13 protein-coding genes are annotated in these 14,943 nt (G+C 71.9%); 7 read left to right on the top strand and 6 right to left on the bottom strand.

Going from position 1 to position 14,943, the window contains the following annotated elements; translation table 11 throughout:
• Positions 1-11: 11 nt before the first annotated feature.
• Entirely contained in the window at positions 12-377 is a 366-nt protein-coding gene (locus BN159_RS27465) for a cupin domain-containing protein (protein WP_015660270.1), read from the bottom strand.
• Positions 378-562: 185 nt separating this feature from the next.
• Between BN159_RS27465 and BN159_RS27460 the strand changes: the two genes are divergently transcribed.
• From BN159_RS27460 to BN159_RS27435, 6 genes are all read left to right on the top strand, one after another.
• On the top strand, positions 563-1,600 hold the full coding sequence (locus BN159_RS27460; protein WP_015660269.1) for a LacI family DNA-binding transcriptional regulator: 1,038 nt from the start codon (positions 563-565) through the stop codon (positions 1,598-1,600).
• Positions 1,597-3,117 (top strand): sugar ABC transporter ATP-binding protein, encoded by a 1,521-nt coding sequence (locus BN159_RS27455; RefSeq protein WP_015660268.1) that lies wholly within the window; start codon positions 1,597-1,599, stop codon positions 3,115-3,117. The genes BN159_RS27460 and BN159_RS27455 overlap by 4 nt, the downstream gene beginning before the upstream one ends.
• Entirely contained in the window at positions 3,107-5,053 is a 1,947-nt protein-coding gene (locus tag BN159_RS27450) for an ABC transporter permease/substrate-binding protein (protein ID WP_015660267.1), read from the top strand. Before BN159_RS27455 ends, BN159_RS27450 begins: the two co-directional genes overlap by 11 nt.
• A gap of 37 nt (positions 5,054-5,090) precedes the next feature.
• Positions 5,091-5,993: a ribokinase gene (locus BN159_RS27445; RefSeq protein ID WP_015660266.1), complete on the top strand. Its 903-nt coding sequence runs from the start codon at positions 5,091-5,093 to the stop codon at positions 5,991-5,993.
• The gene (rbsD, locus tag BN159_RS27440; RefSeq protein WP_015660265.1) at positions 5,990-6,379 is read left to right on the top strand and encodes a D-ribose pyranase; all 390 of its coding nucleotides are present in this window, start codon (positions 5,990-5,992) and stop codon (positions 6,377-6,379) included. The genes BN159_RS27445 and rbsD overlap by 4 nt, the downstream gene beginning before the upstream one ends.
• A gap of 274 nt (positions 6,380-6,653) precedes the next feature.
• Positions 6,654-7,406 carry a hypothetical protein gene (locus tag BN159_RS27435; protein ID WP_015660264.1) on the top strand — a complete coding sequence of 251 codons (753 nt, stop codon included), beginning with the start codon at positions 6,654-6,656 and terminating at the stop codon, positions 7,404-7,406.
• Here the strand turns inward: BN159_RS27435 and BN159_RS27430 are convergent.
• Both BN159_RS27430 and BN159_RS27425 read right to left on the bottom strand, forming a co-directional pair.
• Positions 7,319-9,388, bottom strand: coding sequence for an NACHT domain-containing protein (locus BN159_RS27430; RefSeq protein ID WP_015660263.1), 2,070 nt, complete (start codon positions 9,386-9,388; stop codon positions 7,319-7,321). The genes BN159_RS27435 and BN159_RS27430 overlap by 88 nt on opposite strands.
• Positions 9,388-10,332 carry a hypothetical protein gene (locus tag BN159_RS27425; RefSeq protein WP_041819926.1) on the bottom strand — a complete coding sequence of 315 codons (945 nt, stop codon included), beginning with the start codon at positions 10,330-10,332 and terminating at the stop codon, positions 9,388-9,390. Before BN159_RS27425 ends, BN159_RS27430 begins: the two co-directional genes overlap by 1 nt.
• Before the next feature lie 229 nt (positions 10,333-10,561).
• Between BN159_RS27425 and BN159_RS27420 the strand changes: the two genes are divergently transcribed.
• The gene (locus BN159_RS27420; RefSeq protein ID WP_015660261.1) at positions 10,562-11,614 is read left to right on the top strand and encodes an ArsR/SmtB family transcription factor; all 1,053 of its coding nucleotides are present in this window, start codon (positions 10,562-10,564) and stop codon (positions 11,612-11,614) included.
• On the opposite strand, the gene BN159_RS27415 is transcribed toward BN159_RS27420, so the two are convergent.
• The 3 genes from BN159_RS27415 to BN159_RS27405 are packed head-to-tail and all read right to left on the bottom strand — an operon-like array spanning position 11,535 to position 14,670.
• Positions 11,535-12,368 (bottom strand): sugar phosphate isomerase/epimerase family protein, encoded by an 834-nt coding sequence (locus BN159_RS27415; RefSeq protein ID WP_015660260.1) that lies wholly within the window; start codon positions 12,366-12,368, stop codon positions 11,535-11,537. The genes BN159_RS27420 and BN159_RS27415 overlap by 80 nt on opposite strands.
• Positions 12,365-13,516, bottom strand: coding sequence for a dihydrodipicolinate synthase family protein (locus BN159_RS27410; RefSeq protein ID WP_015660259.1), 1,152 nt, complete (start codon positions 13,514-13,516; stop codon positions 12,365-12,367). The genes BN159_RS27415 and BN159_RS27410 overlap by 4 nt, the downstream gene beginning before the upstream one ends.
• Positions 13,513-14,670 carry a Gfo/Idh/MocA family protein gene (locus tag BN159_RS27405; RefSeq protein WP_041819925.1) on the bottom strand — a complete coding sequence of 386 codons (1,158 nt, stop codon included), beginning with the start codon at positions 14,668-14,670 and terminating at the stop codon, positions 13,513-13,515. The genes BN159_RS27410 and BN159_RS27405 overlap by 4 nt, the downstream gene beginning before the upstream one ends.
• Positions 14,671-14,943: the final 273 nt, after the last annotated feature.

Genomic DNA, 14,943 nt, shown 5'->3' with positions numbered 1-14,943 from the left:
GCACTGACAGCTCAGCCGGCCTGTGCCTTCACATGGGCGATGACCTTGTCGAAGTCCTCGGTCGGGGAGAACTCGACGAATTCGCAGTCCTCCAGGGCCAGGGGGACGTGTCCGGGGGCCCAGTAGTAGGCCTGGCCCGCCTCGTAGATGTCCTCGCCGTCCGGGGTCAGCATCCGCAGCCGGCCCTTCAACAGGTAGCCCCAGTGCGGGCACTGGCAGGAATCGTCGGGCAGGCCCTTCATCGCCGGGCCCATGTCGGTGCCCTGGGGCAGGCTGATGTACCCCACGGACAGGCCGCCGCCGATCGGCTGGGTGCGCAGTTCCACCCCGCCGCCCTCCATCACCACGGGTACGTCGTTCCGTGCCGCCGCCGTCATGGCTCCTCCACTCCGGCCCCGTCAGGGCCTCAAGGAAACGGACGCCGCACTTCCAGGACATCACGATCCGATCTCGGGGGCTTGTCAGCCGTCGTGTAATCGATTCCAATCCTCTCTGTCAGGGTCGATGTAATCGATTCCATCCGTGGTTCCACGGGGAGTTTCCACAAGGAGGTGGATCGGCGATGGCGAGCATCAAGGACGTCGCCGCCGCGGCGGGGGTCTCCGTCGCCACGGTTTCGCGCGTTCTGAACGACCATCCGTCGGTCAGTGCGGACGCACGCACGCGTGTGCTGGCCGCCGTCGAGTCGCTCGGGTACCGGCCGAACGCCGTCGCCCGGTCGTTGCGCACCGATCAGACCCGCACCCTCGGCCTGGTCATCAGCGACGTCCTCAACCCGTACTTCACCGAACTGGCCCGCTCCGTCGAGGAGGAGGCCCGCGCGCTCGGCTACAGCGTCATCATCGGCAACGCCGACGAGCGGCCGGATCTCCAGGACCATCACGTACGGACCCTGCTGGACCGCCGTATCGACGGACTCCTCGTCTCCCCCACCGACGGCGGCTCCCCGCTGATGCTGGACGCCGCCCGCGCGGGGACGCCGATGGTGTTCGTCGACCGGTGGATCCCGGGCCTCGACGTGCCCGTCGTCCGGGCCGACGGACGGGCCGCCGTACGGGATCTCGTGGCGCATCTGCACCGGCTCGGGCACCGGCGGCTCGCGATCATCGCGGGACCGGCGGCCACCACCACCGGCAGCGAGCGCGTCGAGGCCTTCCGGGAGGCCATGGCCGAGTACGGGATCCCCCTACCCGACGCCTACATCGGCCAGGGCGACTTCCAGGCCGAGAGCGGCCGACGGGTCACCGAGGGCTTCCTCGACCTGCCCGAGCCGCCCGAGGTCGTCTTCGCCGCCGACAACCTGATGGCACTCGGCGCGCTGGACGCCGTACGCGCGCGTGGCCTGCGCGTCCCGCACGACATCGCGCTCGCCGCGTTCGACGACATCCGGTGGTTCGTGCACACCGATCCGCCGATCACGGCGATCGCCCAGCCCACGGGCGAGCTGGGCCGGGCCGCCGTACGGGCCCTGGTCGACCGCATCGAGGGACGGCCCCCGCAGTCAGTCACCCTCGCCGCCCGCCTCGTCGTACGCCGCTCGTGCGGCGAGGACCCCAACCCCCCGCAGTCCCCCTCCCCAGTGCAAAGGAGCACGCCGTGAGCGACCCGGACGAGTTGCTGCGTATCGAGGGCATACGGAAGACCTTCCCGGGCGTGGTCGCGCTGGACGGCGTCGACTTCGATCTGCGCCGCGGCGAGGTGCACGTCCTCCTCGGTGAGAACGGCGCCGGCAAGAGCACCCTCATCAAGATGCTCTCCGGTGCCCACACGCCCGACGCCGGGCGGATCCTGGTCGGCGGCGAGGAGACGCGCATCCACGGTGCGCAGGACTCCGAGCGCCTCGGGATCGCCACCATCTACCAGGAGTTCAACCTCGTCCCCGATCTGACGGTCGCCGAGAACATCTTCCTCGGCCGCCAGCCGCGCCGGTTCGGGATGATCGACCGGAAGCGGATGGAGACCGACGCCGAGGTCCTGCTGAAGCGGGTCGGCGTCGACGTGTCGCCCCGCGCGCGGGTGCGTGAACTCGGTATCGCGCGGCTTCAGATGGTCGAGATCGCCAAGGCACTGAGCCTGCACGCGCGCGTGCTCATCATGGACGAGCCGACCGCCGTGCTCACCTCCGAGGAGGTCGACAAGCTCTTCGCCATCGTGCGGTCGCTGCGCGAGGACGGCGTGGGCATCGTCTTCATCACCCATCACCTGGAGGAGATCGCCGCCCTCGGCGACCGGGTCACCGTCATCCGCGACGGCCGCTCCGTCGGACAGGTCCCGGCCACCACTCCCGAGGACGAACTGGTCCGCCTGATGGTGGGGCGGTCCATCGAGCAGCAGTACCCGCGCGAACGGGCCGACAAGGGCGCCGCGTTGCTCACCGTCGAGGGCCTGACCCGCGACGGCGTCTTCCACGACGTCGGCTTCGAGGTGCACGCCGGTGAGGTCGTCGGCATCGCCGGGCTCGTCGGCGCCGGACGCACCGAGGTGGTGCGGGCGGTGTTCGGAGCGGACCCGTACGACAAGGGGGCCGTCAAGGTCGCCGGTACGGCTCTGAAGCGCCACGACGTCAACGCGGCCATGGCGGCCGGGATCGGGCTGATCCCCGAGGACCGCAAGGGCCAGGGGCTGGTGCTCGACGCCTCCGTCGAGGAGAACCTCGGCCTGGTCACCCTGCGCGGCGCCACCCGCGCGGGGCTCGTCGATCTCAAGGGGCAGCGGGAGGCCGCCGCGCGGATCGCCGGGCAGCTCGGGGTGCGGATGGCCGGACTCGGCCAGCACGTACGGACGTTGTCCGGCGGCAACCAGCAGAAGGTCGTCATCGGCAAGTGGCTGCTGGCCGACACCCGGGTGCTGATCCTCGACGAGCCGACCCGTGGCATCGATGTCGGCGCCAAGGTCGAGATCTACCAGCTGATCAACGAACTGACGGCCGCCGGAGCCGCCGTACTGATGATCTCCAGCGATCTGCCCGAGGTGCTCGGCATGAGCGACCGGGTGCTGGTGATGGCCCAGGGCCGGATCGCGGGCGAGCTCGCGGCCGACGAGGCCACGCAGGACGCCGTGATGGCACTCGCCGTAAGCACTCCTACCACCGAAGTGGAGGCCCCCCGTGGCCGCTGACACGCTCAAGAGCACGACGGGCGCGAGTGGCGCCTCGGGGCTGCGCCGACTGCTCCTCGACAACGGCGCGCTGACCGCGCTGATCGTCCTGGTCGTCGCCATGTCGGCGCTGTCCGGCGACTTCCTGACGACGGACAACCTGCTCAACATCGGTGTCCAGGCGGCCGTGACCGCCATCCTCGCCTTCGGCGTCACCTTCGTGATCGTCTCCGCGGGCATCGACCTCTCGGTCGGCTCGGTCGCCGCCCTGTCGGCCACCGTCCTTGCCTGGAGCGCGACTTCGCAGGGCGTCCCGGTCCTCCTCGCCGTGCTCCTCGCCATCGCGACGGGCATCGCGTGCGGCCTGGTCAACGGCTTTCTGATCTCGTACGGCAAACTCCCGCCGTTCATCGCGACGCTCGCCATGCTGTCCGTGGCGCGCGGTCTGTCGCTGGTGATCTCGCAGGGCTCCCCGATCGCCTTCCCGGACTCCGTCTCGCACCTCGGTGACACGCTCGGCGGGTGGCTGCCGGTGCCCGTGCTGGTGATGGTCGGCATGGGTCTGATCACGGCGTTCGTGCTGGGCCGGACGTACATCGGCCGCTCCATGTACGCGATCGGCGGCAACGAGGAAGCGGCCCGCCTGTCCGGTCTGCGGGTGAAGCGGCAGAAGCTCGCGATCTACGCCTTCTCCGGGCTGTTCGCCGCCGCCGCGGGCATCGTGCTCGCCGCCCGGCTGTCCTCCGCGCAGCCGCAGGCCGCGCAGGGCTACGAGCTGGACGCCATCGCCGCGGTCGTCATCGGCGGCGCCTCGCTCGCCGGTGGTACGGGCAAGGCGTCCGGGACACTGATCGGCGCGCTGATCCTCGCGGTGCTCAGGAACGGCCTCAACCTCCTGTCGGTGTCCGCCTTCTGGCAGCAGGTCGTGATCGGTGTCGTGATCGCGCTGGCGGTGCTGCTGGACACGGTCCGCCGCAAGGCCGGGGCGACCCCGGTGACCACCGGCACAAGCGGCAACAAGGGCAGGCGGGCGGCCACTTACCTGCTCGCGGCCGTGGTCGCGGCGGCGGTCGTCGGCGCCACCTCCTTCCTGCACAGCGGCACCTCGGAGGCGAAGAGCCAGAAGATCGGGCTGTCGCTGTCCACCCTCAACAACCCCTTCTTCGTGCAGATCCGCGCCGGCGCGCAGGCCGAGGCGGAGAAGCTGGGCGTGGACCTGACCGTCACGGACGCCCAGAACGACGCCTCCCAGCAGGCCAACCAGCTCCAGAACTTCACCAGCGAGGGCCTCGGCACGATCATCGTCAACCCGGTGGACTCCGACGCGGTGACCCCGGCGGCCAAGTCCGTCAACAAGGCCGGCATCCCGCTCGTCGCCGTCGACCGCGCCGTCAACAACGCCGACACGGCCGCGCTCGTCGCCTCCGACAACGTCACCGGCGGCAAGCAGGCCGCCGAGGCGCTCGCCGAGAAGCTGGGCGGCAAGGGCCGGATCGTGGTCCTCCAGGGCCAGGCGGGCACCTCCGCCAGCCGGGAGCGCGGGGCGGGCTTCGCCGAGGGCCTGAAGGACTACCCGGGCATCGAGGTGGTCGCCGAGCAGCCCGCCGACTGGGACCGCACCAAGGGCCTGGACGTGATGACCAACCTGCTCCAGGCCAACCCGGACATCGACGGGGTCTTCGCGGAGAACGACGAGATGGCCCTCGGCGCGATCAAGGCGCTCGGCGCCAAGGCCGGAAAGTCCGTCCAGGTCATCGGGTTCGACGGAACCGCGGACGGTCTGAAGGCCGTCGAGGAGGGCACGCTGTACGCGTCGGTGGCGCAGCAGCCGGCCGAACTCGGCAGGATCGCGGTGGCCAACGCCGTGCGGACGGCCGAGGGGGACAAGGTCGAGCAGTCGGTGATGGTGCCGGTGAAGGTGGTCACGAAGGAGAACGTGGCCGGCTTCGGCGGCTGACGCACTCCAGCAACTCACCTCAACAGGGAGACATTCGATGTACGACTACGACCTCCTGGTCGTGGGATCGGCCAACGCCGACCTGGTGATCGGCGTGGACCGCAGGCCGGGCCCCGGCGAGACGGTGCTCGGCTCCGACCTCGCCGTCCACCCGGGCGGCAAGGGCGCCAACCAGGCGGTCGCGGCGGCCCGGCTCGGGGCCCGTACGGCCCTGCTGGCCCGGGTCGGCGACGACGCGCACGGCAGGCTGCTGCTGGACTCGCAGCGCCGGGCCGGGGTGGACACGGTGGGCGTCCTGGTCGGCGGGGCGCCCACCGGGGTCGCGCTGATCACCGTGGACCCGTCCGGCGACAACAGCATCGTGGTCTCCCCCGGCGCCAACGCCCGGCTCGCACCGGGGGACGTACGGGCCGCCGCGAGCCTCTTCCAGGCCTCGCGGGTGGTCTCCGCGCAGTTGGAGATCCCCTTGGAGACGGTCGAGGAGGTGGTACGGAATCTGGCGGACGGCAGCCGGTTCGTGCTGAACCCCTCGCCGCCGCAGCCGCTGCCCTCTCAAGTGCTGGCCGCCTGCGATCCGCTGATCGTCAACGAGCACGAGGCGAAGGTGATCCTGGGTGACTCGGCGGTCGGGGACCGGCCCGAGGACTGGGCGCGGATCCTGCTGGCGAAGGGCCCGCGCTCGGTGGTCGTGACGCTCGGCGCGGAGGGCGCGCTGGTGGCTACCCCCGAGGGGGTGTCCCGGATCCCGTCCGTGAAGGTGGCGGCCGTGGACACCACCGGTGCCGGTGACGCCTTCACCGCGGCGCTGGCCTACCGGCTGGGCGCCGGGGCCTCGCTGTCCGAGGCGGCGGCGTATGCGGCCCGGGTGGGCGCGGCGGCGGTGACGAGGGAGGGGGCGCAGGTGTCGTTCCCGACGGCGGAAGAGGTCGAGTCCCTGTGAAGCGCTCGGGCATCCTGAACCGTCATCTGTCCGGTGCGCTCGCCGAGTTGGGGCACGGGGACGGGGTGTTGGTGTGTGACGTCGGATTCCCGATCCCGGACCGGGTCAAGGTCGTCGACCTCGCGTTCCGGGCCGGGGTGCCGTCGTTCGCCGAGGTGCTGGAGGGGCTGCTGGCGGAGCTGGTGGTGGAGGGGGCGACGGCCGCGGAGGAGGTCCGGGAGGCCAATCCGGCGGCCTCGGCACTGCTGGACAAGCACTTTCCGAAGCCGACCCTGGTCTCGCACCAGCAGTTGAAGGACATGGCGTGGGACGCGCGGGTGGTCGTACGCACCGGGGAGGCGTCGCCGTACGCCAATGTGCTGCTGCGCTGCGGTGTCTTCTTCTGATCCAGACACCTTGCCGCACACGCTTCGAGGGGGCCCGGTCCGTCGACCGAGGCCCCCTCGCGCTGTCCCCCTCCGTGTCAGAACCCCCCGCGATCCCCCCAGATCCCCCTCCAAGAAGTCCTGACGCCATGTACGACCCGCGACCCCCGGGGAAGGTTGCACGGTCCCGCGGAAATTTTTTCCGCGTCCTCGTGAGAAGGCCGCCCGGCGTGCCGGTAGCGTCACCGGGTACGTATCGACTCAAGGCGTCGACGGAGGGCAGGCGGGTACGGCGATGAGCTACGAACCCGGACTGCTGCGGCCCGAAGTGCCCCTCGCACTCGCGCCGCTGCGCAGGTTCCCCGACCTGCTGCGGCGCCGTGCCACCGGTCTGGCCGGGCCGGAGTTCGCCCGCGCGCGGCGGGTCACGGCGGGCTGGGCGCTGCTGCCCCCCACCCTGACGCTGGCCGGGCTGCTGCTGCCGGACGTACGGACCGAGGCGCTCGGCTGTGCGGTCCTGCTGGGACTGCTGGTGCTGCTCAGAGCGGTGCTGCTGGTGATCTTCGAGCGGCTCCAGCAGCGGTACGAACCACGCTGGCTGGCCGAGCGGACCGCCGCCCTGCGCGACCACGAGTTCCCCGTGCTGCGCTGCTCCGTGCGCACCGACGAGACGCCCGGTCTGTCCCGGGTGTACGACCTGACCTGCGGCGACCAGGTGGGCCGGCTGCTGGACCGGCGGGCCCGGGAGCGGGCGTCGGGCACGCACTCCCGGGCCACCCTGGAGTTCGTGTGCGCGACGCCGGGGCGCGGTCAGTGGCCGGCGCTCGGCGAGGTGCGCCGCGAGCTGGCCGAGCTGGAGCTGCTCACGGTGCGGCCGGTCGGTGCGCAGGCCCGGATCCGGTTCCCGCAGGCCCGGTACCTGGCGCTGCCGGAGCCCGGACGGCGTCCGGCGCGGCGGGCCTACTGGGAGCTCGCCGGTCCCGTCCTGGTGGCGGCGGCCGGGGCCGGGGACCGGGAGGGTGCGCCGGGGTCGGTCTCGGCGAGGTGACGGTGCAGGAGGGCGTGCCGGAACTCGTAGTAGCCGTTGACCTGCCGCAGCACGCCCCGGTCCCGGGCGTCCTCGGCGAACTGGATCAACCGGCGCGGGGTGTGTCCGCGCAGCGCCAGCCAGGCGCGTGAGGGGATGAAACGGCCCCAGGCACTGGACCCCAGCGCCATCATCCCGAGCCCGACCGAGCTGAGCAGCGCGCCCGCGGCCGCACCCATCAACGCCTCGACGGCGCTGGGCAGTCGGTCGATCAGGGTGACGTCGTCCAGTTGCGGGGTCCGGCGGCCCTCCTTGATGGCGGAGCCGAGGTAGGCGCCGGTCAGCGCGCCGGGTACGGCGCCGGTGAGCCAGGCGTAGCGGATGGTGGTGCGGTCGGAGCGGAGCAGGCCGACCGGGGTCACCGCCTCCAGGGGGTCGCTGGGCTCGCTGAAGTAGCGGGCGGTGGCGAAGGTGAGGCCGCTGAGCAGGCCGCCGACCACCACGTGCACGGGACGCTCGTACAGGAAGGCGACGATCACCGCGCAGGCGGCACCGCCCATCAGGCCGAAGCCCAGGACGCGTTGCAGGGCGTGCCGACTGGGCGGCCGCACCGAACGCAGCCGGGGCTTGGCGCGGCGCGGGTCGTCCTGCGGGACCAGCTCCACCACCAGCGCGCCGACAACGGCGGCGCCCATCCCGATCCACAGGCCCAGCCAGGGGCGTTGGACGAGCGCGAAGAGCGTCACGGAGGCCGTCGAGCAGGCGACGACGGCGTTGGCCAGCGCCACGGCCAGGAACACCCCGCGCGGCACGGACCGGTGCAGGTGCCACCAGGCGAACCGATGGGTGCCCGGCTCGGTCTGGCGGGCCAGGAAGGCTAGATAGCCGCGGGCCTCCTCGACGCCGAAGAGGGCCTTGGGGCGGTCGAGGGTGCGCCGGTAGGCCTGGGTGACGAACTCGCCCAGCAGATACCGCTTGATCCGCGGCACGGCGGCCGGGTCGTCCGCGCACAGCAGCTCCTCGGGCAGCGCACCGCCGAGCGCCACGGCCAGCGACAGCATGAACGGCGTGTCCAGCGCGCACGCCACCGGACCGTCCGGCCGCGCCCGGAGCGTGGCCAGCAGCGGCCCCCGGCCCGCCCCTCCGGCCCGCTCCAGCACCCCGCCGGCCTCGTCGGCGCGCAGCGGCTGAAGGCGTACGACGAGGGTGTCGCGCAGCGCCCGCGCGGGGTCCAGGCCGTCGAACTCGTGGGCCCGGCAGGTCAGGACGAAGGAACGGGCGTCCAGCTCCTCCTGGATGGCGCGGAGGGCGGCGGGTCGGTCGGTGACCTCCTCCAGTCCGTCCAGGACGGGCAGCACCACACGCTCGCGCAGCAGCTCCCCGGCGAGCTCCCGGGCCCGCGTCCGCTCGCCCACGACCGGGTAGTTGACGGCGAGTTCGTTGATCATCCAGTCGGTCAGGGAGGTCTTGCGGTCCCAGGAGGAGAGCGGGAAGAGGACCGGGACGACCGCGTTCTCCGAGGGCTCCAGGGTGAGCAGTACGCACAGCGCGGTCTTTCCGGCGCCGGGCTCGCCCGTCACGACCAGCCGGGACAGGCGCCCGGCGCGGGCGTGCCGGACGTAGGCGCCGGTCAGCTGGTCGAGGACGCCCTCGTCGGGGAGTTCGGCGGACAGCTGGGAGGACCGCTCGGAGCCCGGCTCGCGCCGCCAGCGGACGGCCATCCGGCGTTCCTCGTACAGGCCGCGGTAACCGCTCTCCCTGCTCCAGTGCCGGGTAACCGTCCGGGCCAGCGTGGAGGCGGCCTCGTCGAGGGTGACGGTGCGGCGGCCGTACTGGAGGGCGATGGCGGCGGCCGGGATGAATACGCCGCCGACCAGGGAGAGCCACAGCTCGGTGGGGTCGAGACCGCCCTCGCGCAGTCCGAACCCGACCACCACGACGGTGATCACCACGATGACCGCCAGCGCCGCGCGGATCGCCAGGGCCGTCCGGTCCCGGCCCATCAGGAGTGCTCCGGTGCGGCGGGCGGCAGGGCGTCCTCCCCGCGGGACAGGAACGCCAGGACGGGCGAGCGCCGGGCGGGCCGCCGGGCCAGTCGCCCCAGCACGGGGAGCCTGCGCGCCACCCAGGCCTGGAGCAGCAGGAAGTACAGCATCGCGCAGTAGGGCCGGGCGGCCCGGCCGCCGTGGACGGCGACCAGCCGAGGGCGTGCGGCCCGTAACCGCCGGGCGATGCCCGGCAGGGTCAGCGCCCCGCACGAGACGAGGGTGGTGACACCGTTCTCGCGGTCGAACTCGACGTCCATGTAGTCGTCGAGCGACTGGAGCATCTCCCCGAGGTCCATGACCAACTCCCGCTCGGCGGGCTCCAGTACGGGCTTGACCAGGCCGCACAGGATGAGATGGGCGGCGCCGCCCTTGCCCCGGGTGATCTTCTCCAGCACGTCGAGCGGCACGTCGGCCTCCCGCTGGCGACGGGACAGCACCTGGTACTCGTGCAGGGAGGCCAGCGCCGTCATCAGCGACGCGTGCGGCGGGTGCCGCAGCGCCCCCTCGATCCCGTACACGAGCCGCTCCAGCAGCAGCTCCGGCGCGGTACCGGGCACGAAGGCGCGGTGGCCCATCAACTCCCCGAGCCGCTCGTCGGCGCCGGTGTCGCCGCTCCCGTCCCCGCTTCCGTCGATGAGATCGTCGTAGAGCCGGGTGACGGCACCGGCGAGAACGGCTACGTCCAGTTGGGTCCGGTGCCCGGTCAGTCGGCCGTAACTGAGCATGGCCAGACCGAACTTCACGCTCATGACCCGTAACGACCCGTCGACGCGGGCGCGTTCGGCCGGATCATGAAGGGTCTCGGCGACCAGCGGCGCGACGACCGTCTCGTACGTCCTCGTCAGCGCCGGAAGCGACCGGTACGCGCCGCTCGCGGCGCCCGGAAGCCCGACCGCCATCCTCAGGCTCCGCACCAGAGCCCCGACCTCAGCGACTGCCTGCCGCATCCCCGCTCCCGCCCCCAAGGGATCCGAGGGTCCCATAGGGGTGAGCGGGCGGTAAAGCGGTTCGGCGGGGCGTTCCCCGGCTGTGTTTTCCCTAGTCCGTCCAGCCCCGGAATCCATCCTCCGGCGCTAAGCTCACCGCCATTGTTCGAGCCGTGGCCGAAACCGGTGGGGGGTAAGGGTCATGGAGGCGGAACTGGAGTTCTCCGCCGGGGATCGGGCGCGGCTGCGGTTCGCCGTGTCGCCGCTGTGGGAGGTCGCGACCAGCTTCCGGCTGCTCTCCGCCGGGCGAGCTCACCCGGTGCACCGCCACTGGATCGAGCAGGTGCGGCCGCGGGTGACGGCCGCGGGCCTGGACCGCGACCGGCTCGCCGAACTCGTACCGTGCGACGGCTACGTCCCCGACTTCCTCAATCCAGCGCCCACGGCACCGGCTCCGACCCTCGCGGAGGAGCTCACCGCGCTGCGGGCCGCTCCGGCCGAGCGGATACGCCGGGACCTGACCCGCCTGGAGCGCGAGCACGGCCTCTCACTGGGCCCTCGACTCCGATCCCTCTACGACGATCCGCACACCCAACTGCCGAAGCTCGCCGAGGAGATAGAGACCTACTGGCAACTCGCGCTCGCCCCCTACTGGGCGCGTATCCGGGCCGCCCTCGACGCCGATGTCCTGCACCGGGCCCGGCAGCTCGCCGAGCACGGCAGCGCGTATCTGCTCGACGAGCTGCACGGCCAGGCCGCCCGGGAGGGCGACACCCTGCGGCTGCGGGAGCGCAGGCGTGGGCTGTCGCGGGCCGTGGCGGGCACCGGACTCGTCCTCGTGCCGTCCGCCTTCACCGGTCCGGGACTGCTCATCCGGGTCTCCCCGCCGGACCCGCTCCAGCTCGCCTACCCGGCCCGTGACACCGCGACGCTGTGGCAGCCCAGGCCTGCCCCGGCCGCCGAGGCACTGGCCGTCGTGCTGGGCCGCTCGCGGACCCGGCTGCTGACCGAGCTGGACGTCCCTGCCGCCACGACCGACCTGGCCCGGCGGACCGGGTTGTCCCCGGCCGCCGTGTCCCAGTCGCTGACGGCACTGCGCGACGCCGGTCTGGTCAGCGCGCACCGGGCCGGCCGCTGGGTGCTGTACGCCCGCACCGCCACGGCCGACGCGCTGCTCAGCTCGCGTGCGTCAGATAGCGCTGAGCCGTCTCGGCCAGCACCTCCCGGCCGTCCCGAGCCCACAGCGCGTCGTTGAACAGCTCCACCTCGATGGCGCCGGTGTATCCGGCGGCCTCGACGTACCCCTTCCACTCCCGCATGTCGATCGAGCCGTCCCCGATCTGACCGCGGCCGTTGAGCACGCCCTCGGGCAACGGCGTGGTCCAGTCGGCCAGTTGGAAGGTGTGGATACGGCCGCCCGCGCCCGCGCGGGCGATCTGCGCGGGAGCCGTGTCGTCCCACCAGATGTGGTACGTGTCCACCGTGACGCCGACCTGGTGGGCCGGGAAGCGCTCGGCCAGGTCCAGGGCCTGGGCGAGGGTGGAGACCACACAGCGGTCCGAGGCGAACATGGGGTGCAGCGGCTCGATGGCCAGGCGCACGCCGTGGGATTCGGCGTACGGGCCCAGTTCGGCGAGCGCGTCGGCGATCCGCTCCCGCGCGCCGTGCAGATCCTTCGAGCCGGGCGGCAGACCGCCGGAGACGAGGACGAGGGTGTCGGTGCCGAGGGTGGCCGCCTCGTCGACCGCCCGCCGGTTGTCGTCCAGCGCCCTGGCCCGCTCGTCGGGGTCGACGGCCGTGAAGAACCCACCCCGGCACAGGGTCGTGACGGTCAGACCCGCGTCACGGACCAGCTTCGCCGTGGCCTCCAGCCCGTACGTACGTACGGGCTCCCGCCAGAGTCCGACGTTCGTGACACCCAAACCCCCGCAGGCGTCGACCAGTTCCGGCATCGCCAGCTGCTTGACCGTCATCTGGTTGATGGAGAAGCGGGACAGATCCGCGGTCATTGGTTCACCCCGTACAGCGAGAGCAGGTTCTTCATCCGCTCCTCGGCCAGTTTCGGGTCCGGGAACAGGCCCAGACCGTCGGCGAGTTCGTAGGCGCGGGCGAAGTGCGGCAGGGAGCGGGCCGACTGGAGGCCGCCCACCATCGTGAAGTGGGACTGGTGGCCCGCCAGCCAGGCCAGGAACACCACTCCGGTCTTGTAGAAGCGGGTCGGGGCCTGGAAGAGGTGACGGGACAACTCGACCGTAGGATCGAGCAGTTCACGGAACCCGGCGACGTCACCCGTGTCCAGGACCCGGACCGCCTCCGCCGCCAGCGGGCCCAGCGGGTCGAAGATGCCGAGCAGGGCGTGGCTGAAGCCCTGCTCGTCGCCCGCGATCAGCTCGGGATAGTTGAAGTCGTCGCCGGTGTAGCAGCGGACGCCGTCGGGGAGCCGGCGCCTGAGGTCGATCTCGCGCTGGGCGTCCAGCAGCGAGACCTTGATGCCGTCCACCTTGTCGGGGTGGGCGGAGATGACCTCAAGGAAGGTGTCGGTGGCCGCGTCGAGGTCGCCGGACCCCCAGTAGCCCTCCAGCGCGGGGTCGAACATCGGGCCAAGCCAGTGCAGGATCACCGGCTCGGCGGCCTGGCGCAGCAGGTGGCCGTAGACCTCCAGGTAGTCCTCCGGCCCGGACGCGACGGCGCACAGGGCTCGGGAGGCCATCAGGACGGCCTGCGCGCCGGACTCCTCCACCACGGCGAGCTGTTCCTCGTAGGCCGCGCGGACCTCGGCGAGCGAACCGGCGGCGAGCTGGTCGGTGCCGACGCCGCAGGCGATACGGCCGCCGACTGCCTGCGCCTCCGCGGCCGAGCGCCGGATCAGCTCGGCCGCGCCCGCCCAGTCCAGGCCCATGCCTCGTTGCGCGGTGTCCATCGCCTCGGCGACTCCGAGTCCGTGGGCCCACAGATGGCGCCGGAAGGCGAGGGTGGCGTCCCAGTCGACGGCGGCGGGCGAGTCGGGGCTGACGTCGGCGAAGGGATCGGCGACGACGTGGGCCGCCGAGAACACCGTACGAGAGGAGAAGGGTGCGCCGGAGTGCGGGGCGAGGGGCTCCTGGCGGGGCTCGTAGGTCCGCAGGGCGCCCTGGGCGTCGGGGAGCCGGATGGTCACAGTGCGACCTCCGGTACGTCGATCCGGCGGCCCTCGGCGGAGGACCTGAGTCCCAGTTCGGCGAGTTGGACGCCGCGGGCGCCGGCGAGGAGGTCCCAGTGGTAGGGGGCGTCCGCGTAGACGTGCTTGAGGAACAGCTCCCACTGGGCCTTGAAGCCGTTGTCGAACTCGGCGTTGTCCGGGACCTCCTGCCACTGGTCGCGGAAGACCTCGGTGGCCGGGATGTCCGGGTTCCAGACCGGCTTGGGGGTGGCGGAGCGGTGCTGGACGCGGCAGTTGCGCAGTCCGGCCACCGCCGAGCCCTCGGTGCCGTCGACCTGGAACTCGACCAGCTCGTCCCGGTTCACCCGCACCGCCCAGGAGGAGTTGATCTGGGCGATGGCGCCGCCCTCCAGCTCGAAGATGCCGTAAGCGGCATCGTCGGCGGTGGCGTCGTAGGGCTTGCCGTTCTCGTCCCAGCGCTGCGGGATGTGGGTGGTGGCGATGGCCTGGACGGACTTCACCCGGCCGAACAGCTCGTGCAGGACGTACTCCCAGTGCGGGAACATGTCGACGACGATGCCGCCGCCGTCCTCGGCGCGGTAGTTCCAGGAGGGGCGCTGGGCGGACTGCCAGTCGCCCTCGAAGACCCAGTAGCCGAACTCGCCGCGCACGGAGAGGATCCGGCCGAAGAAGCCGCCGTCGATGAGGCGCTTGAGCTTGAGCAGGCCGGGGAGGAAGAGCTTGTCCTGCACCACGCCGTGCTTGATGCCCTTCGCGGCGGCGAGCCGGGCGAGCTCCAGGGCGCCTTCGAGGCCGGTGGCGGTCGGCTTCTCGGTGTAGATGTGCTTGCCCGCGGCGATCGCCTTCTTGATCGCCTCCTCGCGGGCGGAGGTGACCTGGGCGTCGAAGTAGATGTCGATGCTCGGGTCGGCGAGAACCGCGTCGACATCGGTGGAGACGCCCTCCGGGTCCAGGCCGTGCCGCTCGGCGAGCGCCCTGAGCGCGTGCTCGCGGCGGCCGACCAGGACCGGCTCCGGCCACAGCACGGTGCCGTCGCCGAGGTCGAGTCCGCCCTGCTCGCGCAGGGCCAGGATGGAGCGGACGAGGTGCTGGCGGTAGCCCATGCGCCCGGTCACGCCGTTCATGGCGATACGCACCGTCTTGCGTGTCACGTCAATCCCTTCGTAGGTGTCGCACGCGGTTGTGCGCGCCGCGCACGCCCCCACTGATAGGCGTTACAGCAAGCGCTTTCTATCTACCAAGAAGCTAGCCTCTGACCAGCGTTCCGGACAAGACCGTGATGAGGATGAGTTGTTCGAGGGGGCGAACAAGCGGGGGGCGTGGCCTTACAGTCTGCTCGGAACCGGGCCGCGGGGGCCCGCGTGTACGACGACGTACGACGACGTACGACTGAGATGCGATGACATGCGCGACCGGAGGACGAC

The sequence above is a fragment of the Streptomyces davaonensis JCM 4913 genome, assembly GCF_000349325.1.
In the GTDB taxonomy this organism is placed as follows: domain Bacteria; phylum Actinomycetota; class Actinomycetes; order Streptomycetales; family Streptomycetaceae; genus Streptomyces; species Streptomyces davaonensis.
This window is presented reverse-complemented; position numbering and strand designations above follow the sequence as displayed.

What these genes read in the sequence shown, in the direction of transcription:
- BN159_RS27420 (WP_015660261.1), top strand. Translation starts at nt 10,562, where the DNA reads ATGGAGGCGGAACTGGAGTTCTCCGCCGGGGATCGGGCGCGGCTGCGG.
- BN159_RS27445 (WP_015660266.1), top strand. Translation starts at nt 5,091, where the DNA reads ATGTACGACTACGACCTCCTGGTCGTGGGATCGGCCAACGCCGACCTG.
- BN159_RS27460 (WP_015660269.1), top strand. Translation starts at nt 563, where the DNA reads ATGGCGAGCATCAAGGACGTCGCCGCCGCGGCGGGGGTCTCCGTCGCC.
- BN159_RS27465 (WP_015660270.1), bottom strand. Translation starts at nt 377, where the DNA reads ATGACGGCGGCGGCACGGAACGACGTACCCGTGGTGATGGAGGGCGGC.
- BN159_RS27435 (WP_015660264.1), top strand. Translation starts at nt 6,654, where the DNA reads ATGAGCTACGAACCCGGACTGCTGCGGCCCGAAGTGCCCCTCGCACTC.
- BN159_RS27425 (WP_041819926.1), bottom strand. Translation starts at nt 10,332, where the DNA reads ATGGCGGTCGGGCTTCCGGGCGCCGCGAGCGGCGCGTACCGGTCGCTT.
- BN159_RS27430 (WP_015660263.1), bottom strand. Translation starts at nt 9,388, where the DNA reads ATGGGCCGGGACCGGACGGCCCTGGCGATCCGCGCGGCGCTGGCGGTC.
- BN159_RS27415 (WP_015660260.1), bottom strand. Translation starts at nt 12,368, where the DNA reads ATGACCGCGGATCTGTCCCGCTTCTCCATCAACCAGATGACGGTCAAG.